This window comes from Rhodoblastus sp. 17X3, assembly GCF_030056575.1.
Taxonomy (GTDB): Bacteria; Pseudomonadota; Alphaproteobacteria; order Rhizobiales; family Beijerinckiaceae; genus Rhodoblastus.
On sequence record NZ_JASHHX010000004.1, the window covers coordinates 185,579 to 210,502 of the forward strand.

Consider the following 24,924-nt stretch of genomic DNA (forward strand, 5'->3'; position numbering starts at 1 on the left):
ACAGATAGGATCAAGCGATGACCAGCCCCAAGCGTGAGCTCCCCCCGGCCGGCGTGACCGACAAATATCCGGTCCTGCCCCTCCGCGACATTGTCGTTTTCCCCCACATGATCGTGCCGCTCTTCGTCGGCCGCGAAAAAAGCATTCGCGCGCTTGAAGAAGTGATGAAGGCCGACAAGTTCATCCTGCTTGCCACGCAGATGAATGCGGCCGAGGACGACCCCAAGCCGGAATCCGTGTTCTCGGCCGGCGTGCTGGCGAGCGTGTTGCAACTTCTGAAACTGCCCGATGGCACCGTCAAGGTGCTGGTCGAGGGCGTCGCGCGCGCCAAGGTGTCGGGCTATGTCCGCACCGATGAATATTACGAGGCCGAGGCGTCGGTGACGCCCGAGGAAATGCCCGATCCGGTCGAAGCGGAAGCGCTCGCCCGTTCGGTCGCCTCGGAATTCGAAGGCTATGTGAAGCTCAACAAGAAGGTGTCGCCCGAAGTCGTCTCGGCGGTCGCGCAGATCGACGATCCCGGCAAGCTGGCCGACACCGTGGCCTCGCATCTTTCGGTCAAGATCGCCGACCGTCAGGCCGTGCTGGAAATGACGTCTGTCGCCAAGAGGCTCGAAAAGTGCCTGGCGCTGATGGAAAGCGAAATCTCGGTCCTTCAGGTCGAGAAGCGCATCCGCACGCGTGTGAAGCGCCAGATGGAGAAGACCCAGCGCGAATATTATCTGAATGAGCAAATGAAGGCCATTCAGAAGGAGCTGGGCGACGAGGACGGCAAGGATGATCTCTCCGAGCTCGAAGAAAAGATCCGCAAGACCAAGCTGTCGAAGGAAGCGCATGACAAGGCGCTGGCCGAGTTGAAGAAGCTGCGCCAGATGTCGCCCATGTCGGCGGAAGCCACCGTCGTGCGCAACTATCTCGACTGGCTGGTGTCCATCCCGTGGAACAAGCGCTCCAAGATCAAGAAGGACCTCAATTCGGCGCAGGAGCTGCTCGACGCCGAGCATTACGGTCTGGACAAGGTCAAGGACCGCATCGTCGAATATCTGGCCGTGCAGAGCCGCGCCAACAAGTTGACCGGCCCGATCCTGTGCCTCGTCGGCCCTCCCGGCGTCGGCAAGACCTCGCTCGGCAAGTCGATCGCCAAGGCCACTGGCCGCGAATTCGTCCGCATGTCGCTTGGCGGCGTGCGCGACGAGGCGGAGATCCGCGGCCATCGGCGGACCTATATCGGCTCCATGCCCGGCAAGCTGATCCAGTCGATGCGCAAGGCGAAGACGTCCAATCCGCTCTTCCTGCTCGACGAGATCGACAAGATGGGCCAGGACTTCCGCGGCGATCCGTCCTCGGCGCTGCTGGAGGTGCTCGATCCGGAACAGAACGCCACCTTCAACGACCATTATCTCGAGGTGGACTACGATCTGTCGAACGTGATGTTCGTGACGACCGCCAACACGCTGAACATTCCGGCGCCGTTGATGGACCGCATGGAGATCATCCGCATCGCCGGCTATACCGAAGACGAGAAGGCGGTGATCGCGCGCAAGCACCTGATCCCCGCCGCGACCAAGAAGCATGGCCTCAGCCCGACCGAATGGATGATCGAGGATGCGGCCCTGACCAAGATCATCCGGCGCTACACCCGCGAGGCGGGCGTGCGCAACCTGGAGCGCGAAATCTCCAACCTCGCCCGCAAGGCGGTGAAGGAGATCCTGCTTTCCAAGTCGAAGATCGACAAGGTCGTCGTCACCGAGGAGAACGTCGAAACCTATCTCGGCGTGCCGCGCTATCGCTATGGCGAGGCGGAGCTGGAGGATCAGGTCGGCGTCGTCACAGGCCTGGCGTGGACCGAGGTCGGCGGCGAGTTGCTGACGATCGAAGGCGTCATGATGCCCGGCAAGGGCCGCATGACGGTCACCGGCAATCTGCGCGAGGTGATGAAGGAATCGATCTCGGCGGCGGCGTCCTACGTCCGCTCGCGCGCTGTTGATTTCGGCATCGAGCCGCCGCTGTTCGATCGCCGCGACATCCACGTCCACGTGCCGGAAGGCGCGACGCCGAAGGACGGCCCTTCCGCGGGCGTGGCGATGGCCACCGCCATCGTCTCGATCATGACCGGCATTCCGGTGCGCCGGGATATCGCCATGACCGGCGAAATCACCCTGCGCGGCCGCGTGCTGCCGATCGGCGGACTCAAGGAAAAGCTGCTCGCTGCGCTGCGTGGCGGGCTCAAGAAGGTCATGATCCCGGAGGACAACGCCAAGGATCTGGTGGATATCCCGGAATCGGTGAAGAACAACCTCGAAATCGTGCCCGTTTCGCGCATGGAAGAGGTTCTGCGGCACGCGCTGCTGCGCATGCCCGAGCCGATCTCCTGGGAAGAAGGCGCGGTCAAGCCGGCGAAGCCCGAGATCGAGGACGAGACGGTCGGGGTCGTGGCGCACTAAGGCGCCACTCGCTGCGAGCGTCATGATCAAAGCGCGATGAGCGCGGTTGAAAGAGCCGGGGCGCGCAAACGCCCCGGCTTTTTTGCGCCGCAAACTTCCTTTTTGTGAGCGGAACCCCCGCTATTTTTGCGAATTTCGGGCGCTCTCGCGCGGAATCCCTTGATTTGCAGGGCATTCAATCAGAAAGTGACGGCGTCGGGATGGGCTCGATTCGAGTTGCAGCCGCCTAAGCGGCGCCTTATTCGTGCGCGCCTCGATGGAAATCGAATTACCGGGGCGTTGGGCGCTCCGCGGTGAGTCATCTGGCGCCGTCGGAGGAGACGCGCCCTAAAAACGGGAAAAATGCAAATGACCAACAAAGCCGAATTGATCGACGCGGTCGCGGAAGCGACGGAAACGTCCAAGGCCGCCGCTGGCGCCGCGCTGGACGCCGTCATCGCCGCCATCACCAACGCGCTGCAGCAGGGCGAAGAAGTCCGCCTCGTCGGCTTCGGCACGTTTTCGGTGAAGACCCGCGCCGCCGGCAAGGGCCGCAATCCGGCGACGGGCACGGAAATCACCATCCCGGAGTCCAAGAGCGTCCGCTTCAAGCCCGGCGCTCAGCTGAAGACCACCGTCAACAAGTAAGCCGCGTTCGCATTCCGGCGCGGGCCTCCCGCGCCGGTTTTCGCGCGAGGGCTCGGATCGGCGTCCGGCGGGCCTGTCTCCGCCGGCGTTTTTGCGCCTGCGTTTTCGTTCTTGCCAGCGCGCGCGCGCCGTTTTAAGAGCCGGAGAAGACCGGCGGAATTCCGCCGCGCCATTGGGGCGGTTAGCTCAGTTGGTAGAGCATCTCGTTTACACCGAGAGAGTCGGCGGTTCGAGTCCGTCACCGCCCACCAAACTCCGGGGAAAGTCGATGTCGGCTGGGAAGCTTCGGGATCTTTCGCGCGCCTTCGCCGCGCCGCTGGCCGCTTTCGCTCTCCTCGCCCTGGTTTCCGGCGGCGCGCGGGCGATGGAATTCCGACTGCAGAGCGTGGCTGACGGGACCGGTTGCCGGGCTCATTGCCCGAGGGTGATCGTCGCGGAAGGCCAGATCACCAATTCGACGCCCAACGAATTCGTGGAGTTTCTGCGTGAAAACGTCGGCGACCGTGATTTGCGGACGGTGGTGCTGCTCAATTCGCAGGGCGGCTATGTCGTCGCCTCGATGGAGCTGGGCCAGATGTTCCGGCGAATCGGCGCCGCGACCATCGTGTCGCATCAATGCCTTTCGGCTTGCGTCTATTCCTTCATGGGCGGCGTGAAGCGGGTCGCGCCGCGCGGCACCTCGCTCGGCATTCACCGCATGTTCGCCAACGCGTCCGACGGCGCGTTCGATTCGCGAGGGCGTCGGGTCTATGACGACGGTTCTCTGGCCGGGGCGCTGATGCGCTACAGCGCGCGCATGGGGGTCTCCGGCGATCTGATTCGATTCGCCGAGCGCATTTCATCCAATTCGATCCATGTCGTCACGTCGAATGAAATGGCGCGCTGGCGGCTGGCGAGCCGCGCTTTCTGAAGGGTTCCGCCGGGGCGTCCTGGCGCGGCGGCGAGGCTTTCAAGAAATCGCCACATCAACGCTTGACTTGCCGGCGTGGCTGTCTTAATTCGCAGGCCTCCGATCGACGCAGCAGCGTCGCGGTCGAGCGGGGGAGTAGCTCAGTTGGTTAGAGCGCCGGCCTGTCACGCCGGAGGTCGCGGGTTCAAGTCCCGTCTCTCTCGCCATTCAAACCAGTCTATGCGACCGTTTGAATGCCCGCGTCCCCCAAAAGCAAACTCCCGTTCCCCAGTTCCGTTCGCCATCGTCGCGCCACACGTTTCGACCATGTTCTCGTGGCGGCGAAGGGGTTCGATCGTTCACGAAACGTGACTGAGCGAATCGGACGGGGCGCTTTCGGGCTCCCGCCGCCTTGCCGCGACAAGAAGCGATTCCAGAGGCATCCTTTTCTCGCGATCGCGCGCAATCGCCTTCAGGCTTCGGGGCGCTGCGCGCACGCGGGCGCCAAAGGCAAAAATAGACGATTGTCAAACATCCTGTTGCTGCGGCGCGATGTCGGCCAAGCTGACGGCGCGCTCCAACTTTCGCATGATTGTTTGCGGCCCCTCTTTCCGGCGCAAAGGAAGGAAAACGCGGCTTTTCGCGGGACTCGCGGCGCGGCGGCCCTGGCGGGCGGCGGACAGGCCGGGCGCGTCAGGAAGCAGGGGCGCGCTTAGCCCTTGCGCGCGGCGACGCCCTGCGATACGGAACCAAGACGATCCCGTGGAGAGATGCGGCTTTTTCAAGGCCGCTTCACAACCGCGCGGCGGCGGCGAGTCAGGCCGGGGCCTTGCCCCGGGCGGGCGGCGAGCCGGAAACCAGAGCCGGGACAAGTGAGAGCAAGGACATCAATCCCATGCCGGTCCTCCTGAACGATTATCTGCCGCTGGTGATTTTCATCGCGCTTTCGGCGATCATTTCGGGGGCGCTGCTCGTTGCGCCCTTCCTGCTCGCGTTCAAGGCGCCCGACGCTGAAAAGCTCTCGGCCTATGAATGCGGCTTCAATGCCTTTGACGACGCGCGCATGAAATTCGATGTGCGGTTCTACCTGGTCTCGCTGCTGTTCATCATCTTCGATCTGGAAGTCGCCTTCCTGTTCCCCTGGGCGGTGGCGTTCCGCAAGATCGGCGTGTTCGGCTTCTGGTCGATGATGGTCTTCCTCGGCGTGCTGACCGTCGGCTTCATCTATGAGTGGAAGAAGGGAGCCCTGGAATGGGATTGATCTCTGAAAAGAGCCAGACCCTCATCGCCCCTTCGCCTCGCGGCATTCTTGACCCGCGCACCGGCAAGCCGATCGGTTCGGACGACCCCACCTTCCTGTCGATCAATGACGAGCTGGCCGACAAAGGCTTTCTCGTCACCGCGACCGACGACCTCATCAACTGGGCCCGCACCGGCTCGCTGATGTGGATGACCTTCGGTCTGGCCTGCTGCGCCGTGGAAATGATGCAGGTCGCGATGCCGCGCTACGACGTCGAGCGTTTCGGCTTCGCGCCGCGCGCCTCGCCGCGCCAATCGGACGTGATGATCGTCGCCGGCACGCTGACCAACAAGATGGCTCCCGCGCTTCGCAAGGTCTATGACCAGATGCCCGAGCCGCGCTACGTCATCTCGATGGGCTCCTGCGCCAATGGCGGCGGCTATTATCATTATTCCTATTCGGTGGTGCGCGGCTGCGACCGCGTCGTCCCGGTCGACATCTATGTGCCGGGCTGCCCGCCTTCCGCCGAGGCGCTGCTTTACGGCATCATGCTGCTGCAGCGGAAAATCCGCCGCACCGGCACGATCGAGCGCTGAATTTCCGGCGCGCCGCCTCCGGCGCGTCTTGTCGTCATTTCCGGCGCGAGCCGGTTCTGGGGTTCGAACATGGCCAATGAGCAGAACGCCGCCGCGGTGGATCACGCCGCCGTCCTGCGGGACCAATTGCAGGCCCTGTCCGCCAGGATTTCGGCGGGGCTGGGCGCCGCCGTGCTGTCGGCGGACATCGCCTATGACGAGTTGACCGTCGTCGTCGACGCGGCGCAGTGGATTCCCGCGCTGACCTTTTTGCGCGACAGCGGCTTCATCTGCTTCATTGACCTGACCGCAGTCGATTGGCCCGCGCGCGCGAAGCGCTTCGACGTGGTCGTGCATCTGCTCGACCCCAAGGCCAATCTCCGCATCCGCGTCAAATGCCATGCCGACGAAACGCAGCCGGTTGAGAGCAGCGTCAACGTCTGGCCCGCCGCCGACTGGTTCGAGCGTGAGGCCTATGACATGTATGGCGTGCTGTTCGCGGGGCATCCGGATCTGCGCCGCATGCTGACGGATTATGGTTTCGACGGCCATCCGCTGCGCAAGGATTTTCCGATGTCTGGTTATGTCGAGGTCCGCTACGACGATGCGCAGAAGCGCGTCGTTTATGAGCCGACCAAGCTCAGCCAGGAATATCGCAGCTTCGATTTTCTCTCGCCTTGGGAAACGGCTCAATACGAGCTTCCGGGCGACGAGAAGGCCACCAAATAGGGCTGGACCGATGCGCGCCTTCGCTCGAACCCTTGCGGCCGTCGCGGCCCTCGCCCTTCTGGGCGCGGCGTCGGCGCGCGCGCAGGATTCGGCGCCGGGCCAGATCGAGGAAAAGCTCAAGGGCTACGAGCCCGCGACGGTCGCCGCCGCGGAAAGCTTCGCCAGGAGCTTCAATCTGGGTGGCATGGTCCAGAAGAGCGCGCCCTTCCTGGTCCAGAGCGTGAATAACCTGTTGCGGACGAAAAACCCGGAACTGACCGATGAGCAGGCTCAGGACTTCGTCTCGGCCTTTCTCCAGAACCTGTTCGGGGACAATGGGAAAATTCTGGAGCGCGCGATGGTCCTGGACATGGTCGAAATCATGAGCCGGGACGAGTTGGAGGCGCTCATCCGCTTCCAGTCCACCCCGGTCGGCGCCAGCGCGCTGAAGAAAATGCCGACGCTGTCGGCGCGAATGGCGCAGATCATGCCATTGATGCAGACCTATGTCGTTCCGCGGGCGATGGAATCGGCGCAGGCGCAGATGCGCAAGAACGGCGTCGAAGTGAAAATCTGATGGGCGAGCAGCACATGTCCGAACCGAAGCCGCGCACTTTCTCGATCAATTTCGGCCCGCAGCATCCGGCGGCCCACGGCGTTCTGCGCCTTGTGCTGGAGCTGGACGGCGAGGTCGTCGAGCGCGTCGATCCGCATATCGGACTGCTCCATCGCGGCACCGAAAAGCTGATGGAAGCCCGCACCTATATGCAGAACACGCCCTATTTCGATCGGCTCGACTATTGCGCGCCGATGAATCAGGAGCATGCCTTCTGCCTGGCGATCGAGAAGATGCTCGGCGTCGAGGTTCCGCGCCGCGCCCAGCTCATTCGCGTGCTTTATTGCGAAATCGGGCGCCTGCTCTCGCATATCCTCAACGTCACGACGCAGGCGATGGACGTCGGCGCGCTCACCCCGCCGGTCTGGGGCTTCGAAGAGCGCGAAAAGCTGATGGTGTTCTACGAGCGCGCCTCGGGCGCCCGCATGCACGCCAATTATTTCCGTCCGGGCGGCGTCGCCAAGGACCTGCCGGTCAAGCTGATCGAGGACATCGGCGCCTGGCTCGATCCTTTCCTGAAGCTGTGCGACGATCTCGAAGACCTGTTCGTCGAGAACCGCATCTTCAAGCAGCGCAATGTCGACATCGCCGTCGTGACGCTGGAAGATTGCTGGAAATGGGGCTTTTCCGGCCCGGTGCTGCGCGGTTCCGGCGCGGCCTGGGACCTGCGCCGTGCGCAGCCCTATGAATGCTACGAGGAAATGGAATTCGACATTCCGGTCGGCAAGCACGGCGATTGCTACGACCGCCAGGTCGTGCGCCTCGAAGAGATGCGCCAGTCGGTCCGCATCATGCGGCAATGTGTGAACAAGCTGCTGGACCGCGCCAATGAAGGGCCGGTGCTGGCGCCGAATCACAAGATCACGCCGCCCCGCCGCGGCGCGATGAAGCAGTCGATGGAATCGCTGATCCATCACTTCAAGCTGTTCACCGAAGGCTTCCGCGTGCCGGCGGGCGAGGTCTATGCGGCGGTCGAGGCGCCCAAGGGCGAGTTCGGCGTCTATCTCGTCTCCGACGGCACAGACAAGCCTTACAAGTGCAAGATCCGCGCGCCCGGCTTCGCCCATCTCCAGGCCATGGACTTCCTGAGCCGCGGCCACATGCTCGCCGACGTCTCCGCCATTCTCGGCGCTCTCGACATCGTGTTCGGGGAGGTCGATCGGTGACGGTGATGGAATCCCTGCGCAAGAACTGGCATTTCCTGCTGTCTGGTTTCGTCTCGGCGATCGCCGTGCTCGTCCTCATGCGCTGGTCGAGCGGCGCGCCTTTGTTCCAGCCGCAATCCGATTTCGGCATTCTCATCGGCGCTGTTCTGGTCGCCGCTTATGTCGTCTTTCAGGATTTGCGCGGCTCCAACGGGAAGCAGTCATCATGAGCGTCCGCCGTCTCGCCGAAAAACAGCCCGAGAGCTTCGAGTTCACGCCGGAAAACCGCGCCTGGCTCGACGCCCAGATCGCCAAATATCCGCCCGGCCGCCAGGCCTCGGCCGTGATCCCGGCCTTGTGGCAGGCGCAGAAACAGCATGATTATTGGCTGCCGCAGAAGGCGATCGAGAAGGTCGCCGACCTGCTCGGCATGCCCTATATCCGCGTGCTGGAAATCGCGACCTTCTACACGATGTTCAATCTGGAGCCGGTCGGGAAATATTTCATCCAGCTCTGCGGCACTACGCCCTGCATGCTGCGCGGTTCGGACGATCTCATCCGCATCTGCGAGGAGCGCATCGGCGAGCAGCGCCACGTGACCGCCGACGGCCTGTTCTCCTGGCTCGAAGTCGAATGTCTCGGCGCCTGTTGCAACGCGCCGATGGTCCAGATCAACGACGATTATTTCGAGGATCTCGACGCCGCGAATTTCACCAGGCTGCTCGATGATCTGGCCGCGGGCCGGCCCGTCCATATTGGACCCCAGAACGGCCGGCTGCGCTCGGAGCCGCTCGGCGGCCTGACGGCGCTGACGGATTTCTACGGCGCCGACGGCAAGAGCGGCCCGCTCAGCGACATGCAGGCGGCCCTCCAGCCCGCCAATCCGGCCAAGTAAGGAGAAGACGATGCTTCAGGACAAGGATCGCATCTTCCAGAACCTTTACGGCTATGGCGACTGGGGCCTCGAAGGCGCGCGCAAGCGCGGCGCCTGGGACAACACCAAGGATCTGCTGGAAAAGGGCAAGGACTGGATCATTTCCGAAATGAAGGCGTCGGGCCTGCGCGGGCGCGGCGGCGCCGGCTTCCCGACCGGCCTGAAATGGTCCTTCATGCCCAAGCCCGACCCGGCGCGCCCGTCCTATCTGGTGGTCAATGCCGACGAATCCGAGCCCGGCACCTGCAAGGATCGCGAGATCATGCGCAACGACCCGCATCTGCTGGTCGAAGGCTGCGTCGTCGCCGGTTTCGCCATGGGCGCCTCTGCGGCCTATATCTATCTGCGCGGCGAATTCATCTTCGAGCGCGAGCGCCTGCAGGCGGCGGTGGACCAGGCCTATGCGGCCAATCTGGTCGGCCCGAACAACATCCACGGCTATCCGTTCGAGGTCTATGTCCATCACGGCGCCGGCGCCTATATCTGCGGCGAAGAGACGGCGCTGCTGGAATCGCTTGAAGGCAAGAAGGGAATGCCACGCCTGAAGCCGCCGTTCCCGGCCAATATGGGCCTCTATGGCTGCCCGACGACGGTCAATAATGTGGAATCCATCGCGGTGGCGCCGACCATCCTGCGTCGTGGCGGCGCATGGTTCGCGGGCTTCGGCGCCAAGAACAACGCTGGCACCAAGCTGTTCAGCATTTCCGGCCATGTGAACAAGCCGTGCAATGTCGAAGAGGCGATGTCGATCCCGTTCCGCGAACTGATCGAAAAGCATTGCGGCGGCATTCGCGGCGGCTGGGACAATCTGCTGGCGGTCATTCCGGGCGGCTCGTCGGTGCGCTGCGTGCCGGCGCAGGAGATCATCGACTGCCCGATGGATTTCGACAGCCTGTCCAAGCTGAAGTCGGGCCTCGGCACGGCGGCGGTGATTGTCATGGACAAGTCTACCGACATCATCCGCGCCATCGCCCGCCTGTCGCATTTCTACAAGCACGAGAGCTGCGGTCAGTGCACGCCCTGCCGCGAGGGCACCGGCTGGATGTATCGCGTGATGCAGCGCATGGTCGAAGGCCGCGCGCAGAAGAAGGAAATCGACATGTTGTTCGACGTGTCGAAACAGATCGAGGGGCACACGATCTGCGCGCTCGGCGATGCGGCGGCTTGGCCGGTGCAGGGCCTGATCACGCATTTCCGTCCGGTGATCGAAGCGCGCATCGACAGCTATACGGCGCGGGCCGACAAGGACGCGGTGAAAGTAGCGGCGCAGTAAGCGCCACGAAAGATGGGATTTTGCATCGGCGAAGCCGATGCTAGGAGCGAATGCGACGCCGAGCCGTTGCGAGGGGCGCCTTGATCGCCCTGGGGCGGGCGAGGCAAAAGGAAAGACCAGATGGCCAGGATCATCGTCGACGGCATCGAAGTGGACGTCCCGCCGGAGTACACGCTGCTCCAGGCGTGCGAAGAGGCGGGCAAGGAAATTCCCCGCTTCTGCTATCATGAACGCCTTTCGGTGGCGGGCAATTGCCGCATGTGCCTTGTCGAGGTGAAGGGCGGCCCGCCCAAGCCGACGGCCTCCTGCGCCATGTCGGTGCGCGACCTGCGCCCCGGTCCGAACGGCGAGCCGCCGGTCGTCCTGACCAATTCGCCCATGGTCAAGAAAGCGCGCGAAGGGGTGATGGAGTTCCTGCTCATCAACCATCCGCTCGACTGCCCGATCTGCGACCAGGGCGGCGAATGCGACCTCCAGGATCAGGCGATGGCCTTTGGCCTCGACCGCTCGCGCTATCACGAGAGCAAGCGCGCGGTTGAGAACAAATATATCGGCGCGCTGGTCAAGACCGAGATGACCCGCTGCATCCATTGCACGCGTTGCGTCCGCTTCACCGCCGAAGTCTGCGGCACGTCCGACATGGGCGCCATTGGCCGCGGCGAGGACATGGAGATCACGACCTATCTCGAAAAGGCGATGACCTCCGAGCTTCAGGGCAATGTCACCGACCTCTGCCCGGTCGGCGCGCTGCTGCCCAAGCCGCAGAATTTCCGCGCCCGCCCGTGGGAATATAACAAGACCCCCGGCGTGGACGTGATGGACGCGCTGGGTTCGGCGATCCGCATCGACACGCGCGGCCGCGAGGTCATGCGCATCCTGCCCCGACTCAACGAGGCGGTGAACGAGGAATGGATCTCCGACAAGAGCCGCCAGATTGTGGACGGCCTGAAGACCCAGCGTCTCGACCGGCCCTATGTCCGCGAAAACGGCAAGCTCCGCCCGGCCAGCTGGACGCAGGCCTTCACAGCCATCGCCGCCAAGGTCAAGGCCGCCGCACCCGAGAAGATCGGCTTCATCGGCGGCGATCTCTCTTCGGTCGAGGATCTGTTCGCGGCCAAGGCGCTCGCGGAATCGCTCGGCGTCAAGAATATCGACGGCCGCCAGGACGGCGTGAAGCTCGATCCGGCCCGGGGCCGCGCCTCCTATCTGTTCAACGCCACCATTGAAGGCGTGGATCGCGCCGACGCCCTGCTGATCGTGGGCTCGAACCCGCGCTGGGAAGCCCCGGTGCTCAACGCCCGCATCCGCCGCCGCTGGCGCCATGGCGATTTCCCGATCGGCGTGATCGGCGAAAATCTCGATCTGACCTATTCCTACACGCATCTCGGCTCCGGGCCGGACGCGCTCGCAAAGGTGGCGCAGGGCGAAGGCTTCGGCGAAATTCTCGCCAAGGCCGAGCGTCCGCTGATCCTCGTCGGGCAAGGGGCTCTGGCCCGCGAGGATGGCGCCGCCATTCTGGCGCTGGCCGCAAAGCTCGGCGGCCCAAAGGGCGACTGGACTGGTCTTTCCATTCTCCACACGGCGGCCGCCCGCGTCGGCGCGCTCGATATCGGCTTCGTGCCGGGCGAGGGCGGCCTCGACGCGGCGGCCATGGCCAAGGCCGGCGCGCTGGACGTGGCGTTCCTCGTCGGCGCGGATGAGATCAATGTCGAGCTAGGCGCCTTTGTCGTCTATGTTGGCTCTCATGGCGACCGCGGCGCCCATCGCGCCGACGTCATCCTGCCGGGCGCGGCCTATACCGAGAAAACCGGCACTTACGTCAATACCGAGGGCCGCGTGCAGATTTCCGACCGCGCGGCCTTCCCGCCCGGCGACGCCCGCGAGGACTGGGCGATTTTCCGCGCCCTCTCCGCGACGCTCGGCAAGGCTCTGCCGTTCGATTCGCTGACACAGCTGCGCGCGAAGATCTATGAAGCCTATCCCTGGCTCGCGCGGGTCGACGCCATTGCGACCTCGGACCCCATCTCTCTGGCGTCGCTGCCGAGCGGAACCTTGGGGCATGGCGCGCTCGTCTCGCCGATCTCGGATTTCTTCCTGACCAACCCGATCGCCCGCGCCTCGCGCGTCATGGGCGAATGCTCGGCCCTCGCCCATGGCCGCGTCACCGCCCAAGCGGCGGAATGAGGAGAAGAAGCACATGGACCTCCTGCTCTCCCTTCTCATCATCCTGGCGAAAAGCTTAGGCATTCTCGTCGTCCTGCTGGTGCTGGTCGCCTATTACATCCTCGCCGACCGCAAGATCTGGGCGGCGGTGCAGCTGCGGCGCGGCCCGAATGTCGTCGGCCCCTGGGGCGTCTGGCAGTCCTTCGCCGACATGATCAAGTTCCTCGTCAAGGAACCGATCATCCCCGACGGCGCCAACAAGGGCGTGTTCCTGATCGCGCCGCTGGTCACCGCGACGCTGGCGCTGGCGGCCTGGGCGGTGATTCCGGTCAACGAGGGCTGGGCGGTCGCCAATCTCAATGTCGGCGTGCTTTACATCTTCGCCATTTCCTCGCTCGGCGTTTACGGCATCATCATGGGCGGCTGGGCGTCCAACTCGAAATATCCCTTCCTCGCGGCGCTGCGCTCCGCGGCGCAGATGGTGTCCTATGAAGTCTCGATCGGCTTTGTGATCATCACCGTCCTGCTCTGCGCCGGCTCGCTCAACCTTACCGACATCGTCCTCGCGCAGGACACCAAATGGGGCTTCCTCGGCTGGTACTGGTTGCCGCTGTTCCCGATGTTCGTGATCTTCTTCGTGTCGGCGCTGGCCGAGACGAACCGCCCGCCCTTCGATCTGGTCGAGGCCGAATCGGAGCTGGTCGCGGGCTTCATGGTCGAATATTCCGCGAGCCAGTATTTGCTGTTCATGCTCGGCGAATATGTCGCCATCGTCACCATGTGCGCGCTGCTCACGATCCTGTTCTTCGGCGGCTGGCTGCCCCCGGTCAACATCGCGCCCTTCACCTGGGTGCCGGGCGTGGTGTGGTTCGTGCTCAAGGTGAGCTGGTTCTTCTTCCTGTTCGCCATGGTCAAGGCCTTCGTGCCGCGCTATCGCTACGATCAACTGATGCGGCTGGGCTGGAAAGTGTTCCTGCCGATTTCGCTGGTCGCCGTGATCGTTGTCGCCGCGGTGCTCGAATTCGTCGTCAAAGTCGGCCAGTGAGGGGATCGCCATGCCAATCGTGACCGCCGCCAAGGCCCTGCTGCTCAAGGAATTCGTCGGAGCCTTCTTGCTCTCCTTCCGCTATCTGCTGAAGCCGAAGGCGACGCTGAACTATCCGCATGAGAAGAACCCGCAATCGCCGCGCTATCGCGGGGAGCACGCCCTGCGCCGCTATCCCAACGGCGAGGAACGCTGCATCGCCTGCAAGCTGTGCGAGGCGATCTGCCCGGCTCAGGCCATCACCATCGAGGCGGCCCCGCGCGGAAATGACGGCACCCGCCGCACCACGCGCTACGACATCGACATGACGAAATGCATCTATTGCGGCTTCTGCCAGGAAGCCTGCCCGGTGGACGCGATCGTCGAGGGGCCGAACGCCGAATTCGCCACGGAGACGCGCGAGGAGCTGTTCTTCGACAAGCAGCGCCTGCTCGACAATGGCGCGATCTGGGAGCGCGAAATCGCACGCAACCTCGCCGCGGACGCCCCTTACCGCTGATTTTTCTCCCGCGCCTTTCGGGCGCGGGCCTTGCCTAAAGCAGACTTTACCCCACGCCGACTCTTGATTAAGGCAAGTTCGTCTAATTCAAGTCGGCAGATGAGCGATCAAGGCCCGAACATCGGGCGCACAGGTGGACCATGACGTTAGCCGCGGCCTTTTTCTATCTGTTTTCGATCGTCACGATCGCATCCGCCGTCATGGTCATTTCGGCGCGCAACCCGGTTCATTCGGTGTTGTTCCTGATCCTGGCTTTCGTGAACGCGGCGGGCCTGTTCCTGCTCACCGGCGCCGAATTCCTGGCGATGATCCTGGTGGTTGTCTATGTCGGCGCGGTGGCGGTGCTCTTCCTCTTCGTCGTGATGATGCTCGATGTCGATTTCGCCGAACTGAAACAGGGCTTCCTGCAATATCTGCCGGTCGGCATGCTGGTCGGCCTTGTCGTTCTCGTCGAACTGATTACGGTCATCGGCGTCTGGAGCGTGGCGCCGCAGGCGGCGCTCAATACGCCGACGCCGGCCAACCTGTCCAACACCGAGGCGATCGGCCGGGTGCTTTATACGCAATATGTCTATCTGTTCCAGGCTGCGGGCTTCGTCCTTCTGACGGCCATGATCGGCGCGATCGTCCTGACGCTGCAGCATCGCAAGAACGTCCGCCGCCAGAACATCGCCGAGCAGAACGCGCGCACCCGCGCCTCGGCCATCGAAGTCAAGAAAGTCCCGTCTCGGGCGGGCGTGTGAGGAGCGGCCAATGGTCATCGGTCTTGAACATTATCTGATCGTCGCCGCCGTCCTGTTCACTCTGGGCGTCGCCGGCATCATTCTCAATCGCAAGAACGTCATCGTGATCCTGATGTCGATCGAGTTGATCCTGCTTTCGGTCAATCTCAATCTGGTGGCCTTTTCCGCGCAATTGCACGACCTGACGGGACAGATCTTCGCCTTGTTCATCCTGACCGTCGCGGCGGCCGAGGCGGCGATCGGTCTCGCGATCCTGGTCACCTATTTCCGTAACCGCGGCACGATCGCGGTCGAAGACATCAATATGATGAAGGGCTGAACGACATGTATTCCGCTATCGTCTTTCTCCCCCTTCTCGGCTTTCTGATCGCCGGCCTGTTCGGCGGCAGGATCGGCGCGCGTCCCAGCGAGATCGTCACCACCTCGTTTCTGTTCGTCTCCTGCCTGCTGTCCTGGATCGTCTTCGCGCGCGTCGGCCTCGGCGGCGCGCCTTTTTCCGCGCCGGTTCTCGCCAACTGGATGACGTCCGGCGTCCTGAAAGTGGATTGGGCCCTGCGCGTCGACACGCTGACAGCGGTCATGCTGGTGGTGGTGACGACGGTGTCGTCGCTCGTCCATCTCTATTCGATCGGCTATATGCACGAGGACCCGTCGCGTCCGCGCTTCTTCGCCTATCTCTCGCTGTTCACCTTCGCCATGCTGATGCTGGTGACCGCCGACAATCTGGCGCAGATGTTCTTCGGCTGGGAAGGCGTGGGTCTTGCGTCCTATCTGCTGATCGGCTTCTGGTATGAAAAACCCTCGGCGAACGCCGCCGCGATCAAGGCTTTCGTCGTCAACCGTGTCGGCGATTTCGGCTTCGCGCTGGGCATTTTCCTGGTCTTCATGCTGACCCAGTCGATCTCCCTCGACGCGGTTTTCGCCGCGGCGCCGGGCCTCGCCAACAAGACGATCCATGTCTTCGGCTCCGACTGGGACGCGATGACGATCACCTGCCTGCTGCTCTTCATGGGCGCCTGCGGCAAGTCGGCGCAGTTCCTGCTCCACACCTGGCTGCCAGACGCAATGGAAGGTCCGACCCCGGTCTCCGCGCTCATTCACGCCGCGACCATGGTGACCGCCGGCGTGTTCATGGTGGCGCGCCTTTCCCCGCTGTTCGAGCAAGCGCCGGCCGCCCTGACCGTCGTGACCATCATCGGCGCAACAACCGCCTTCTTTGCGGCCACCGTCGGCCTGGTGCAGAACGACATCAAGCGGGTTATCGCCTATTCGACCTGCTCGCAGCTCGGCTACATGTTCGTCGCGCTCGGCGTCGGCGGCTATTCGCTCGGCATCTTCCACCTCTTCACGCACGCCTTCTTCAAGGCCCTGCTGTTCCTCGGCGCCGGCTCGGTGATCCACGCCATGCACCACGAGCAGGACATGCGGAACATGGGCGGGCTCGCCAAGAAAATCCCGATCACCTTCTGGTGCATGACCTTCGGCACGCTGGCCCTGACCGGCTTTCCGCTCACAGCCGGCTATTTCTCCAAGGACGCCATCATCGAAGCCTCCTATGCCGCCGGCATGCATGGCCAGGCTGCGACCTATGCCTTCGTGATGACGGTGGTTGCGGCGGGTCTCACCTCTTTCTACAGCTGGCGCCTGGTGTTCATGACGTTCTTCGGCAAGCCCCGCTGGGCCGAGGCCGGCCATGGCGATTCGCACGCCGCCGCGCACGGCCACGACGATCACGCTCACGACGATCATGCGCATGATGACCACGCACATGACGATCACGGTCATCACGCGCTCGACCCGCATGAATCGCCCAACACCATGCTGATCCCGCTCTATGTTCTGTCGATCGGCGCGATCTTCGCGGGCCTCGCCTTCAAGAACTTCTTCATCGGTCATGACGCCGGCGAGTTCTGGCGCAATTCGCTGTTCTTCGGCCCGAACAACCATATCCTGCATGAAATGCACGAGATTCCGGAATGGGTCGGAATCGCTCCCTTCCTGATGATGCTCGGCGGCTTCGCGGTCGCGGCCTATATGTATGTGTTCTCGCCGGAAACGCCGGCCCGTCTCGCCGTGCGGTTTAATCCGCTCTACAAGTTCCTGCTCAACAAATGGTACTTTGACGAGCTGTACGACTTCCTGTTCGTGCGCCCGGCCTTCTGGCTCGGCCGCCTGTTCTGGAAGGGCGGCGACGGCGCGATCATCGATCGCCTCGGCCCGGACGGCGTTGCGGCGCGCGTGCTCGACGGCACCAGCTGGATCGTCAAGCTGCAGACCGGCTACATCTATAACTACGCCTTTGCGATGCTGATCGGCCTTGCGGCGATCATCACCTTCTATCTGGTCGGCGGGGTGCGCTGATGTTCGGTTTTGGCATTCTCTCCGGGCTGACCTTCCTTCCCCTGGTCGGCGCCGCGCTCATCCTGCTGGTTCCGGGCGAAACGGAATCCGGCAAGAACAACATCCGCTGGATCGCCCTGTGGACGACGATCGTCATCTTCGCTCTGTCGCTCTATGCTTGGGGCAAGTTCGTTCCCGGCGTCGCCGACTTCCAGTTCCTTGAGGAGCGGAGCTGGTTCGGCTCGGGACTCAGCTACAAGCTGGGCGTCGACGGCATCGCCTTTCCCTTCGTCGTGCTGACCGCCTTCCTGATGCCGTTCTGCATCGCGGCGTCGTGGAACTCGATCGATAACCGCGTCAAGGAATATATGATCGCCTTCCTGGTGCTGGAGACGATGATGATCGGCGTGTTCTGCGCGCTGGATATCGTGCTGTTCTACCTGTTCTTCGAGGGCGGCCTCATCCCGATGTTCATCATCATCGGCGTCTGGGGCGGCAAGCGCCGCATCTATGCGAGCTTCAAATTCTTCCTCTATACGCTGGCCGGATCGCTGCTGATGCTCATCGCCATCCTGGCCATGTATGCTCAGACCCACACGACCGACATCACCACGCTGCTGCACACGAAGTTCGACCCGGGCCTGCAGAAATATCTCTGGCTGGCCTTCTTCGCGTCCTTCGCGGTGAAGATGCCGATGTGGCCGGTGCATACCTGGCTGCCTGACGCCCACGTCGAGGCGCCGACGGCGGGCTCGGTGATCCTGGCGGGCATCTTGTTGAAGATGGGCGGCTACGGTTTCATCCGCTTCTCGCTGCCGATGTTCCCGGACGCGTCGCATTATTTCGCGCCGCTCGTCTTCGCCATGTCGATCATCGCCATCATCTACACCTCGCTGGTGGCGCTGGTTCAGGAAGACATCAAGAAGCTGATCGCCTATTCCTCGGTGGCGCATATGGGCTTCGTCACAATGGGCCTGTTCGCGATGAACCAGCAGGCGGTTCAGGGCGCCGTGTTCCAGATGGTCTCGCACGGCCTTGTCTCCGGCGCGCTCTTCCTTTGCGTCGGCGTCATTTATGACCGGATGCACACCCGCGAAATCGCCGCCTATGGCGGCATCGTCGAGCGGATGCCGATCTATGCGGTCGCCTTCATGATCTTCACCATGGCCAATGTCGGCCTTCCGGGAACGTCGGGCTTCGTCGGCGAATTCCTGTCGCTGCTCGGCGTGTTCCAGGCCAATAGCTGGGTCGCGTTCTTCGCCACCACCGGCGTCATTCTCTCCGCCGCCTATGCTTTGTTCCTCTATAGGCGCGTGGTGTTCGGCAAGCTCGAGAAGCCGAACCTGAAGAGCCTGACGGACCTCAGTCCGCGCGAGATCGCGATACTGGCGCCGCTGGTCGTGCTGACGATTTATTACGGCGTCAATCCCGGTCCGATCCTCGACGCCTGCTCGGTTTCGGTCGCCGAGCTGATCAAGGGTTATGATTCCGCCTTGGCGCTGACCAAGACTGCCGCCCTCACGCTGCATTGAGAGACGTTCCATGAATTCGCTTAGTCTCGAAATCGCCCATGCGCTGCCGGAAACCATCCTGGCGGTCGGCGCGATCCTCCTTGTCCTGATCGGCGCTTTTCGCGGCAAGGAGAGCGACGGGCCGATGACCGAACTGGCCGTCGCCCTTCTCGGGGCGGCGCTGGTCGCCGTGATCCTTGGCAGCGCCAGGGAGGCTGGCGCGGTCTTCAACGACTCCTTCATCGACGATAGCTTCGGCGATTTCATGAAGGGCCTGGCGCTGATCGGCTCGATCGTCACCTTGCTGATGTCCGGCGATTTCCTTCGCCGCAGCGGCGTCGACAAGTTCGAATTTCCGATCCTGGTCGTGCTGGCCACGCTGGGCATGCTGGTGCTGATTTCGGCCAACGGACTGATCGCGCTCTATCTCGGGTTGGAGCTGATGTCGCTCGCGCTCTATGTCGTCGCCGCGCTGAGCCGCGACGACGCGCGCGCATCGGAGGCCGGCCTGAAATATTTCGTCCTCGGCGCCTTGTCCTCGGGCATGCTGCTTTACGGCGCATCCCTGCTGTATGGATTCGCCGGCACGGTGTCCTTCGGCGGCATTGCGGCGGCCATCGGCGGCCATCCGAGCACGGGCGTGATCTTTGGGCTGGTGTTTCTCTTTGCCGGACTCGCCTTCAAGATGTCGGTCGTGCCGTTCCACATGTGGACGCCGGATGTTTATGAAGGCGCGCCGACGCCGGTCACCGCCTTTTTCGCCTCGGCGCCGAAAATGGCCGCTGTCGCGATCTCGACCCGCGTCATCATGACCGCCTTCCCGGGCGCGGTCAGCCAATGGCAGCAGATCATCGTCTTCATGGCGCTGGCCTCCATGGCGCTCGGCTCTTTCGCCGCGATCGGCCAGACGAATATCAAGCGCCTGATGGCCTATTCCTCCATCGGCCACATGGGCTTCGCCCTGGTCGGCCTCGCGGCCGGCACGGAGGCAGGCGTCAAGGGCGTCGCGCTTTATATGGCGATCTATCTGGTCATGACGCTCGGGACCTTCGCCGCGATTCTGTCGATGCGGGTCAATGGCAAAGCGGTCGAGCAGATTTCGGATCTCGCCGGCCTGTCGCGGACCAACGCCCCGATGGCGTTCTTCCTGTCGATGCTGATGTTCTCGCTGGCCGGCGTCCCGCCGCTCGCGGGCTTCTTCGCCAAGTTCTATGTCTTCATGGCGGCGGTGGACGCGCAGCTCTACTGGCTGGCGGTGATCGGCATTCTCACCAGCGCCGTGGCGGCCTTCTATTATCTCCGCGTCGTCAAGATCATCTATTTCGACGAGCCGGCCCCGGCGCTCGACCGTCCGAGCGGCACGCAGCGCGCCGTCCTGACGCTCGCCTCGCTCGCCATGCTGCTGTTCTGGGTCTATCCGGCGCCGCTGGTCGAGGCGGCCACCGCGGCGGCCCATTCGCTGTTCTGATCGAAATCGGCATGACCTGCCAGCGCCTCCGGCGCGCGTCCATCCCTGTCGATGGCCGCCGCGCAGGCGGCTCTTTCGTGGCCGGCCCCTGATGGATTTCTATTGCGCCCTCGGTCCGGCGGCGTCGCGCGCCGGCTATCGCCTCGAAGTCTTCACCGCGCTCGGCTCGACCAATGACGAGGCGATGAGCAGGATCGCGGCGGGCGATCCGGGCCGGCTGTGGATTGTGGCCGCTGCCCAGTCCCGGGGCAGGGGACGCATGGGCCGGGTCTGGACGTCGCCGCCCGGCAATCTCTACGCCAGCCTGCTGCTGATCGATCCGGCGTCGCCGTCCCGCGTCGCGCAACTCGGCTTCGTCGCCGGAATCGCCCTGATTGACGCGCTACGGGCGATGAGCGGCGACGATCCCCGAATCCGTCTGAAATGGCCGAATGACGCCCTGTGCGACGGCGCCAAGATGTCGGGCCTGCTGCTGGAGGGCGCGAGCCTGCGCAATGGCCAGTTCGCCTGCGTCGTCGGCATTGGCGTCAATTGCCTGAATTCGCCGGGCGACGCCCCTTATCCCACCGCCAGCCTGCGCAGCATCGGCGCCGCTTCAGCGGATCGCGGGGCGCTGTTCGCGGCTCTGTCCGATCGTTTCGCGCATTGGCTGGACTTATGGGCGCGCGGCGACAATTTCTCGGCCATTCGCGCCGCGTGGCTGGAGCGCGCGGGCGGGATCGGTGAGACCGCGCGGGTGACGCGCAATGGCCAGACGCTCGAAGGGCTTTTCCGGGGCATTGACGCGCAGGGGCGCATGCTATTGGAAAGGACGTGCGGGACGATCGAGACCATAGAGGCGGGCGACGTGGCGTTCGGCGCGCAGAACCCGTGAAGGCATCAGGAATGGCGACAGATCAGGAAGAAATCGTTTTCGCACCGCTCGGCGGACTCGGCGAAATCGGGATGAACGCCGCGCTTTATGGCTTTGGTCCATCGAAAAAACGCAAATGGATTCTGGTCGATTGCGGCGTTGCTTTCGCCGGGGCGGACATGCCGGGCGTCGATCTCATCCTGCCCGACCTAAGCTTTATTGAGAAACACCGCGCCGATCTGCTCGGATTGATCGTCACCCATGCGCATGAGGATCACGTCGGCGCCATCGCCGCGCTGTGGCCACGGCTGGGCTGCCCGGTCTATGCGACGGCTTTCGCCGCCGGCCTGCTCGCGACGCGGCGGCTGGCCGAGCCCGGCGCGCCGCAGGTGCCGATCAAGATCGTCGCGCAGGGGGCGCGGCTGACCCTCGGCCCGTTCGAGATCGAATTCGTGCCGATGTCGCATTCGATCCCTGAGTCGAACTTGCTCGCCATCCGCACCCAGGCGGGCGTCGTCGTCCATACCGGCGACTGGAAGCTCGATCCGACGCCGGGCCTCGGCCGGCCGACCGACATCGAGCGGCTGAAGCAGATCGGCGACGAAGGCGTGCGAGCGCTCATCTGCGACTCGACCAACATTCTGCGTGAGGGCGAAAGCCCGTCGGAGGCTCAGGTCGCCGCGGTATTGCGCGAAAAGATCCTCGCGGCGACGGGCCGCGTCATGGTCACGACCTTCGCCTCCAATGTCACGCGGTTGCGCTCGGTCTGCCTGGCGGCCGAGGCCGCTGGGCGGCGCATCGTCCTCGCGGGCCGCGCCATGGAACGGGCGCTCGAAGTGGCGCGCGAATGCGGCTATCTCGATGGCGTCCCGGAATTGCTGTCGCTCGACAGCTTCGCGCGCCTTCCGGCGAACAAGGTCGTGGTGCTGGCGACCGGCAGCCAGGGCGAGGCGCGCGCGGCCATGTCGCGCATCGTGCGTGGCGAGCATGCGGTGAAGCTCGCGCCCAATGATCTCGTCATTTTCTCGTCGCGCACCATTCCCGGCAATGAGCGCGAGGTGAACGCCATCGTCAACGGCCTGATCCTGCAGGGGGTCGACGTGCTGACCGATCGCGACGCGCTGGTTCATTGCTCCGGCCATCCGCGCCGGGGCGAGGTCGCCAAGCTCTATGACTGGCTGCGTCCGCAGGTCGCGGTTCCGGCCCATGGCGAGCCGCTTCATCTTCAGGTCCACGCCGATTTCGCCCGCAGCCGGGGCGTCGAGCATGTCCTGATCGCGCATAATGGCGACATGATCGCGCTCGGTCCCGACAGCCCCACCCATCTGGCGCAAATTCCGTCCGGCAAGCTCTATCAGGATGGCGAATTGATCCTCAGCGCGTCGGAAGAATGTTTCCGCCAGCGCCACCGTCTTGCGGCGGCGGGCATCATTTCCATCGCCTTCGCGCTCACCGCCAAGGGCGATCTCGCGGGCGTGCCCGACGTCACCATGTTTGGCCTGCCGCAAAAGACGCGGGATAATCGCCCGATGGGCGAAATCGTGGACCGCGCTCTGTTCGAGACGCTTGACACCCTGCCGCGCGCAAGGAAGAGAGACCCGGACGCCGCTTGCACGGCGGTGGAGCGCGCCGTCCGCTCGGCGGTCGCCGCCGTCTGGGGCAAGAAGCCGCATGTCCATGTGCTGGCGATAGAAGTTTGACACAGGAGCAGAGCATGATCGGTCGTTTGAACCATGTCGCCATCGCGGTGAAGGACATTGCCGCCGCTTCCGAAACCTATCGCAACGTGCTGGGCGCCGAGGTCTCCGACCCCATCGCGCAGCCCGACCATGGCGTGACGGTGGTTTTCATCCAGTTGCCGAACACCAAGATCGAATTGCTGGAGCCGCTCGGCGCGGGCTCGCCCATCGCCAAGTTCCTGGAGAAAAACCCCGACGGCGGCATGCATCATGTCTGCTACGAGGTCGACGACATCATCGCCGCCCGCGACCGCCTGAAGGCGACGGGCGCCCGCGTGATCGGCGACGGCAATCCTAAGACCGGCGCGCACGGCAAGCCGGTGCTGTTCCTGCATCCCAAGGATTTCAACGGCACGCTCGTCGAAATCGAACAGGTCTGACCAAAGGGGCGCGAAATGTCGGACTTCAATTTCGCGCCTTTCACCTTGCCGATGGCGCTGGCTGTCTATTTCACCGCGTGGTGGGTTTGCCTGTTCGCGGTGCTGCCCTTCGGCGTGCGTAATCATCAGGAGGCGCGGGAGGATCTCCCCGAGGGGGCGGATCCCGGCGCTCCCGTCGCGCCGCTGCTAATGAAAAAGGCGCTGGCGACCACGCTGCTCGCCTTCGCCGTTTACGCCGTCGTCGTGGTCATGGCGAATCTGGCGGGCTGACGTCCGGAGTCTGCGGCGTCTGGCTCGGAGCGGCTCCGGCCTTCAGCATGGCGTCGCGCCGCTCGAACCGCCTCATGGCGTGCTGCATGACAATCTGCGTTTTCCACTGGTCGCCTGTTGCGGCGTCGCCGGTCTTGGCGACGCAGTCGGAGACGGCCTCGTGCAGTTCTTTCTCCAGAGTTTCGAGCCTTTCCCGATCGGCTGTGCTGGCTTCATGGGCGATCGAAAGCAGGCGCTCGACGGCGTCACGATCCTTTTTCGAGCCACGCGCATTGAACATGCTGACCAGCAGGGTGATCAGCGAGGCGCCAATGCTCAGCGGAATGCCGAAAATATATAGATAGCGCTGCGCCTGATCGAAAAAGCTCTGGTCGCCATTGGAGAGATAGGCGGCGAAGCCCGGGTGAATCGGCAGCAGGGGATTCTGGTCGGAAACGTCGGGCGCCTCGATCTGCCCCGCCATCGGGGCGACATTCATCAATTGCGCCTTGGCCGTCAGGATCGAGCGCCCGATGGCGTCGGCGACGATGTCCAGCATGGTGATCGGCACGGCGAAGCGGTAATTGACCGCCAGCATGGTGACGGTGTCGTCGGGAACCGCGGGTTTTCCCTTGAAGCCGCCTTCTGGAACATCATAGGATTCGAACATCGGGAAGCGCTTGACGATGGCGTCGGCGTCGTCGAAGCCGAGGACTTTCGGCGTTCCCTTGGTGGCGGCTGCGATCGAGGCGACCGTATCGACAGCCGGGCCCGGGCCGACGGGACCGACCGCGATCGCGGCGACGACCCGCTTGTGCTGGATCGCGGGACCGATGTCTTCGATCGCGAGGAACTCGCGTTTCACCTTGTCCGGCGTGATATTGTAAAAGCTCAGCAACAGGTCGAGCGCGTGGGAATCGTCGTCCTGCGCGGGTCCGCTGGGAATGGCCACGCTCTTGCCGGTTAGATCGGGAAGGCTGCTGATCGAGGAGTGGTGCGGCACGATCACGGCAACCGCGTCATGACGCAGGATGACCAGCGTCTCGCCATTGACCGGCAGCGTTGCGTCGCTGCGGATGATCGCTATGTCCGCCTTGCCCTGTTCCAGGGCTTTGGCGCTCTCGGTCAGGCTTGCGACGGGCACGGTCTGGAACTTGATGCGGGGATGCTGCGCCTCGGCGACCTTGATGAAGGCCGAGATGAAACGCTGTGCTTTCGAGCCCTCCACGCCGGAGGTGATGCGCAGCGTGGCGTGTGGCGACCAGAGATAGAGGATACCCAACGCCGCCGCCGCGATCAGGAAGGCGACCGCGAAAACGATCCCCATGACGCGCTGTTTCGCGAAAAGTCCGAACATGTTGCGGGCTCCTGCGCTGCCGCGCTTGTCAGGCTGATTCTTTAGCCCGGCCGATGGCGGGAAACTTTACGGCGGCGGAACGCGAAGGGGAACCGGAAATCTCTTGCGCCAAAGCCGCCGCCGCCG

Annotated in this window: 24 protein-coding genes and 2 tRNA genes; 25 read left to right on the forward strand and 1 reads right to left on the reverse strand. The window is 63.7% G+C overall.

Annotated features, from left to right (window positions below; translation table 11 throughout):
* Window positions 1-17 precede the first annotated feature (17 nt).
* The 25 genes from lon to QM467_RS06630 all read left to right on the forward strand — a co-directional run bounded on the left by lon (window position 18) and on the right by QM467_RS06630 (window position 23,462).
* The gene (lon, locus tag QM467_RS06510) at window positions 18-2,444 is read left to right on the forward strand and encodes an endopeptidase La (RefSeq protein ID WP_283365491.1); all 2,427 of its coding nucleotides are present in this window, start codon (window positions 18-20) and stop codon (window positions 2,442-2,444) included.
* A 348-nt stretch (window positions 2,445-2,792) separates the two neighbouring features.
* Window positions 2,793-3,071, forward strand: coding sequence for an HU family DNA-binding protein (locus QM467_RS06515; protein WP_283365492.1), 279 nt, complete (start codon window positions 2,793-2,795; stop codon window positions 3,069-3,071).
* 175 nt (window positions 3,072-3,246) lie between these two features.
* Window positions 3,247-3,322, forward strand: a tRNA-Val gene (locus QM467_RS06520).
* A gap of 17 nt (window positions 3,323-3,339) precedes the next feature.
* Window positions 3,340-3,981, forward strand: a complete 642-nt coding sequence (locus tag QM467_RS06525; protein ID WP_283365493.1) for a COG3904 family protein — start codon at window positions 3,340-3,342, stop codon at window positions 3,979-3,981.
* Between the two features lie 129 nt (window positions 3,982-4,110).
* Window positions 4,111-4,187, forward strand: a tRNA-Asp gene (locus QM467_RS06530).
* Window positions 4,188-4,855: 668 nt separating this feature from the next.
* Window positions 4,856-5,221, forward strand: a complete 366-nt coding sequence (locus QM467_RS06535) for an NADH-quinone oxidoreductase subunit A (protein ID WP_283365494.1) — start codon at window positions 4,856-4,858, stop codon at window positions 5,219-5,221.
* Complete coding sequence (locus QM467_RS06540; RefSeq protein ID WP_283365495.1) at window positions 5,212-5,796, forward strand: NuoB/complex I 20 kDa subunit family protein; 585 nt, start codon at window positions 5,212-5,214, stop codon at window positions 5,794-5,796. Before QM467_RS06535 ends, QM467_RS06540 begins: the two co-directional genes overlap by 10 nt.
* Before the next feature lie 69 nt (window positions 5,797-5,865).
* The gene (locus tag QM467_RS06545) at window positions 5,866-6,504 is read left to right on the forward strand and encodes an NADH-quinone oxidoreductase subunit C (RefSeq protein ID WP_283365496.1); all 639 of its coding nucleotides are present in this window, start codon (window positions 5,866-5,868) and stop codon (window positions 6,502-6,504) included.
* A 10-nt stretch (window positions 6,505-6,514) separates the two neighbouring features.
* Window positions 6,515-7,060 (forward strand): DUF2059 domain-containing protein, encoded by a 546-nt coding sequence (locus QM467_RS06550; protein WP_283365497.1) that lies wholly within the window; start codon window positions 6,515-6,517, stop codon window positions 7,058-7,060.
* Between the two features lie 14 nt (window positions 7,061-7,074).
* Complete coding sequence (locus tag QM467_RS06555) at window positions 7,075-8,265, forward strand: NADH-quinone oxidoreductase subunit D (RefSeq protein WP_283365498.1); 1,191 nt, start codon at window positions 7,075-7,077, stop codon at window positions 8,263-8,265.
* Window positions 8,262-8,474, forward strand: a complete 213-nt coding sequence (locus QM467_RS06560; protein WP_283365499.1) for a hypothetical protein — start codon at window positions 8,262-8,264, stop codon at window positions 8,472-8,474. The genes QM467_RS06555 and QM467_RS06560 overlap by 4 nt, the downstream gene beginning before the upstream one ends.
* The gene (gene nuoE, locus QM467_RS06565) at window positions 8,471-9,139 is read left to right on the forward strand and encodes an NADH-quinone oxidoreductase subunit NuoE (protein ID WP_283365500.1); all 669 of its coding nucleotides are present in this window, start codon (window positions 8,471-8,473) and stop codon (window positions 9,137-9,139) included. Before QM467_RS06560 ends, nuoE begins: the two co-directional genes overlap by 4 nt.
* 10 nt (window positions 9,140-9,149) lie before the next feature.
* Window positions 9,150-10,451 carry an NADH-quinone oxidoreductase subunit NuoF gene (gene nuoF / locus QM467_RS06570; protein ID WP_283365501.1) on the forward strand — a complete coding sequence of 434 codons (1,302 nt, stop codon included), beginning with the start codon at window positions 9,150-9,152 and terminating at the stop codon, window positions 10,449-10,451.
* Between the two features lie 120 nt (window positions 10,452-10,571).
* Window positions 10,572-12,635, forward strand: a complete 2,064-nt coding sequence (gene nuoG, locus QM467_RS06575; protein WP_283365502.1) for an NADH-quinone oxidoreductase subunit NuoG — start codon at window positions 10,572-10,574, stop codon at window positions 12,633-12,635.
* Window positions 12,636-12,648: 13 nt separating this feature from the next.
* Entirely contained in the window at window positions 12,649-13,659 is a 1,011-nt protein-coding gene (nuoH, locus tag QM467_RS06580; RefSeq protein WP_283365503.1) for an NADH-quinone oxidoreductase subunit NuoH, read from the forward strand.
* Between the two features lie 10 nt (window positions 13,660-13,669).
* A complete protein-coding gene (gene nuoI, locus QM467_RS06585; RefSeq protein ID WP_283365504.1) occupies window positions 13,670-14,158 on the forward strand; it encodes an NADH-quinone oxidoreductase subunit NuoI in 489 nt (162 codons plus the stop codon).
* 140 nt (window positions 14,159-14,298) lie between these two features.
* Window positions 14,299-14,901, forward strand: coding sequence for an NADH-quinone oxidoreductase subunit J (locus QM467_RS06590; protein WP_283365505.1), 603 nt, complete (start codon window positions 14,299-14,301; stop codon window positions 14,899-14,901).
* A 10-nt stretch (window positions 14,902-14,911) separates the two neighbouring features.
* Window positions 14,912-15,220: an NADH-quinone oxidoreductase subunit NuoK gene (gene nuoK / locus QM467_RS06595; RefSeq protein ID WP_283365506.1), complete on the forward strand. Its 309-nt coding sequence runs from the start codon at window positions 14,912-14,914 to the stop codon at window positions 15,218-15,220.
* A gap of 5 nt (window positions 15,221-15,225) precedes the next feature.
* The gene (gene nuoL / locus QM467_RS06600) at window positions 15,226-17,262 is read left to right on the forward strand and encodes an NADH-quinone oxidoreductase subunit L (protein WP_283365507.1); all 2,037 of its coding nucleotides are present in this window, start codon (window positions 15,226-15,228) and stop codon (window positions 17,260-17,262) included.
* Window positions 17,262-18,773 (forward strand): NADH-quinone oxidoreductase subunit M, encoded by a 1,512-nt coding sequence (locus tag QM467_RS06605; protein ID WP_283365508.1) that lies wholly within the window; start codon window positions 17,262-17,264, stop codon window positions 18,771-18,773. The genes nuoL and QM467_RS06605 overlap by 1 nt, the downstream gene beginning before the upstream one ends.
* A gap of 10 nt (window positions 18,774-18,783) precedes the next feature.
* The gene (gene nuoN, locus QM467_RS06610; protein WP_283365509.1) at window positions 18,784-20,220 is read left to right on the forward strand and encodes an NADH-quinone oxidoreductase subunit NuoN; all 1,437 of its coding nucleotides are present in this window, start codon (window positions 18,784-18,786) and stop codon (window positions 20,218-20,220) included.
* A gap of 91 nt (window positions 20,221-20,311) precedes the next feature.
* The gene (locus QM467_RS06615) at window positions 20,312-21,094 is read left to right on the forward strand and encodes a biotin--[acetyl-CoA-carboxylase] ligase (protein ID WP_283365510.1); all 783 of its coding nucleotides are present in this window, start codon (window positions 20,312-20,314) and stop codon (window positions 21,092-21,094) included.
* Between the two features lie 11 nt (window positions 21,095-21,105).
* Complete coding sequence (locus QM467_RS06620; protein ID WP_283365511.1) at window positions 21,106-22,773, forward strand: ribonuclease J; 1,668 nt, start codon at window positions 21,106-21,108, stop codon at window positions 22,771-22,773.
* A gap of 14 nt (window positions 22,774-22,787) precedes the next feature.
* Window positions 22,788-23,192: a methylmalonyl-CoA epimerase gene (gene mce, locus QM467_RS06625; RefSeq protein ID WP_283365512.1), complete on the forward strand. Its 405-nt coding sequence runs from the start codon at window positions 22,788-22,790 to the stop codon at window positions 23,190-23,192.
* Between the two features lie 15 nt (window positions 23,193-23,207).
* The gene (locus QM467_RS06630; protein WP_283365513.1) at window positions 23,208-23,462 is read left to right on the forward strand and encodes a DUF1467 family protein; all 255 of its coding nucleotides are present in this window, start codon (window positions 23,208-23,210) and stop codon (window positions 23,460-23,462) included.
* On the opposite strand, the gene QM467_RS06635 is transcribed toward QM467_RS06630, so the two are convergent.
* Window positions 23,440-24,798: a TAXI family TRAP transporter solute-binding subunit gene (locus tag QM467_RS06635; protein ID WP_283365514.1), complete on the reverse strand. Its 1,359-nt coding sequence runs from the start codon at window positions 24,796-24,798 to the stop codon at window positions 23,440-23,442. The genes QM467_RS06630 and QM467_RS06635 overlap by 23 nt on opposite strands.
* Window positions 24,799-24,924: the final 126 nt, after the last annotated feature.

Excerpts from the sequence above, each read along its gene's own strand:
- lon (WP_283365491.1), top strand. The coding sequence starts at position 18 with ATGACCAGCCCCAAGCGTGAGCTCCCCCCGGCCGGCGTGACCGACAAA.
- QM467_RS06515 (WP_283365492.1), top strand. The coding sequence starts at position 2,793 with ATGACCAACAAAGCCGAATTGATCGACGCGGTCGCGGAAGCGACGGAA.
- QM467_RS06525 (WP_283365493.1), top strand. The coding sequence starts at position 3,340 with ATGTCGGCTGGGAAGCTTCGGGATCTTTCGCGCGCCTTCGCCGCGCCG.
- QM467_RS06535 (WP_283365494.1), top strand. The coding sequence starts at position 4,856 with ATGCCGGTCCTCCTGAACGATTATCTGCCGCTGGTGATTTTCATCGCG.
- QM467_RS06540 (WP_283365495.1), top strand. The coding sequence starts at position 5,212 with ATGGGATTGATCTCTGAAAAGAGCCAGACCCTCATCGCCCCTTCGCCT.
- QM467_RS06545 (WP_283365496.1), top strand. The coding sequence starts at position 5,866 with ATGGCCAATGAGCAGAACGCCGCCGCGGTGGATCACGCCGCCGTCCTG.
- QM467_RS06550 (WP_283365497.1), top strand. The coding sequence starts at position 6,515 with ATGCGCGCCTTCGCTCGAACCCTTGCGGCCGTCGCGGCCCTCGCCCTT.
- QM467_RS06555 (WP_283365498.1), top strand. The coding sequence starts at position 7,075 with ATGTCCGAACCGAAGCCGCGCACTTTCTCGATCAATTTCGGCCCGCAG.
- nuoE (WP_283365500.1), top strand. The coding sequence starts at position 8,471 with ATGAGCGTCCGCCGTCTCGCCGAAAAACAGCCCGAGAGCTTCGAGTTC.
- nuoF (WP_283365501.1), top strand. The coding sequence starts at position 9,150 with ATGCTTCAGGACAAGGATCGCATCTTCCAGAACCTTTACGGCTATGGC.
- nuoG (WP_283365502.1), top strand. The coding sequence starts at position 10,572 with ATGGCCAGGATCATCGTCGACGGCATCGAAGTGGACGTCCCGCCGGAG.
- nuoH (WP_283365503.1), top strand. The coding sequence starts at position 12,649 with ATGGACCTCCTGCTCTCCCTTCTCATCATCCTGGCGAAAAGCTTAGGC.
- nuoI (WP_283365504.1), top strand. The coding sequence starts at position 13,670 with ATGCCAATCGTGACCGCCGCCAAGGCCCTGCTGCTCAAGGAATTCGTC.
- QM467_RS06590 (WP_283365505.1), top strand. The coding sequence starts at position 14,299 with ATGACGTTAGCCGCGGCCTTTTTCTATCTGTTTTCGATCGTCACGATC.
- nuoK (WP_283365506.1), top strand. The coding sequence starts at position 14,912 with ATGGTCATCGGTCTTGAACATTATCTGATCGTCGCCGCCGTCCTGTTC.
- nuoL (WP_283365507.1), top strand. The coding sequence starts at position 15,226 with ATGTATTCCGCTATCGTCTTTCTCCCCCTTCTCGGCTTTCTGATCGCC.
- QM467_RS06605 (WP_283365508.1), top strand. The coding sequence starts at position 17,262 with ATGTTCGGTTTTGGCATTCTCTCCGGGCTGACCTTCCTTCCCCTGGTC.
- nuoN (WP_283365509.1), top strand. The coding sequence starts at position 18,784 with ATGAATTCGCTTAGTCTCGAAATCGCCCATGCGCTGCCGGAAACCATC.
- QM467_RS06615 (WP_283365510.1), top strand. The coding sequence starts at position 20,312 with ATGGATTTCTATTGCGCCCTCGGTCCGGCGGCGTCGCGCGCCGGCTAT.
- QM467_RS06620 (WP_283365511.1), top strand. The coding sequence starts at position 21,106 with ATGGCGACAGATCAGGAAGAAATCGTTTTCGCACCGCTCGGCGGACTC.
- mce (WP_283365512.1), top strand. The coding sequence starts at position 22,788 with ATGATCGGTCGTTTGAACCATGTCGCCATCGCGGTGAAGGACATTGCC.
- QM467_RS06630 (WP_283365513.1), top strand. The coding sequence starts at position 23,208 with ATGTCGGACTTCAATTTCGCGCCTTTCACCTTGCCGATGGCGCTGGCT.
- QM467_RS06635 (WP_283365514.1), bottom strand. The coding sequence starts at position 24,798 with ATGTTCGGACTTTTCGCGAAACAGCGCGTCATGGGGATCGTTTTCGCG.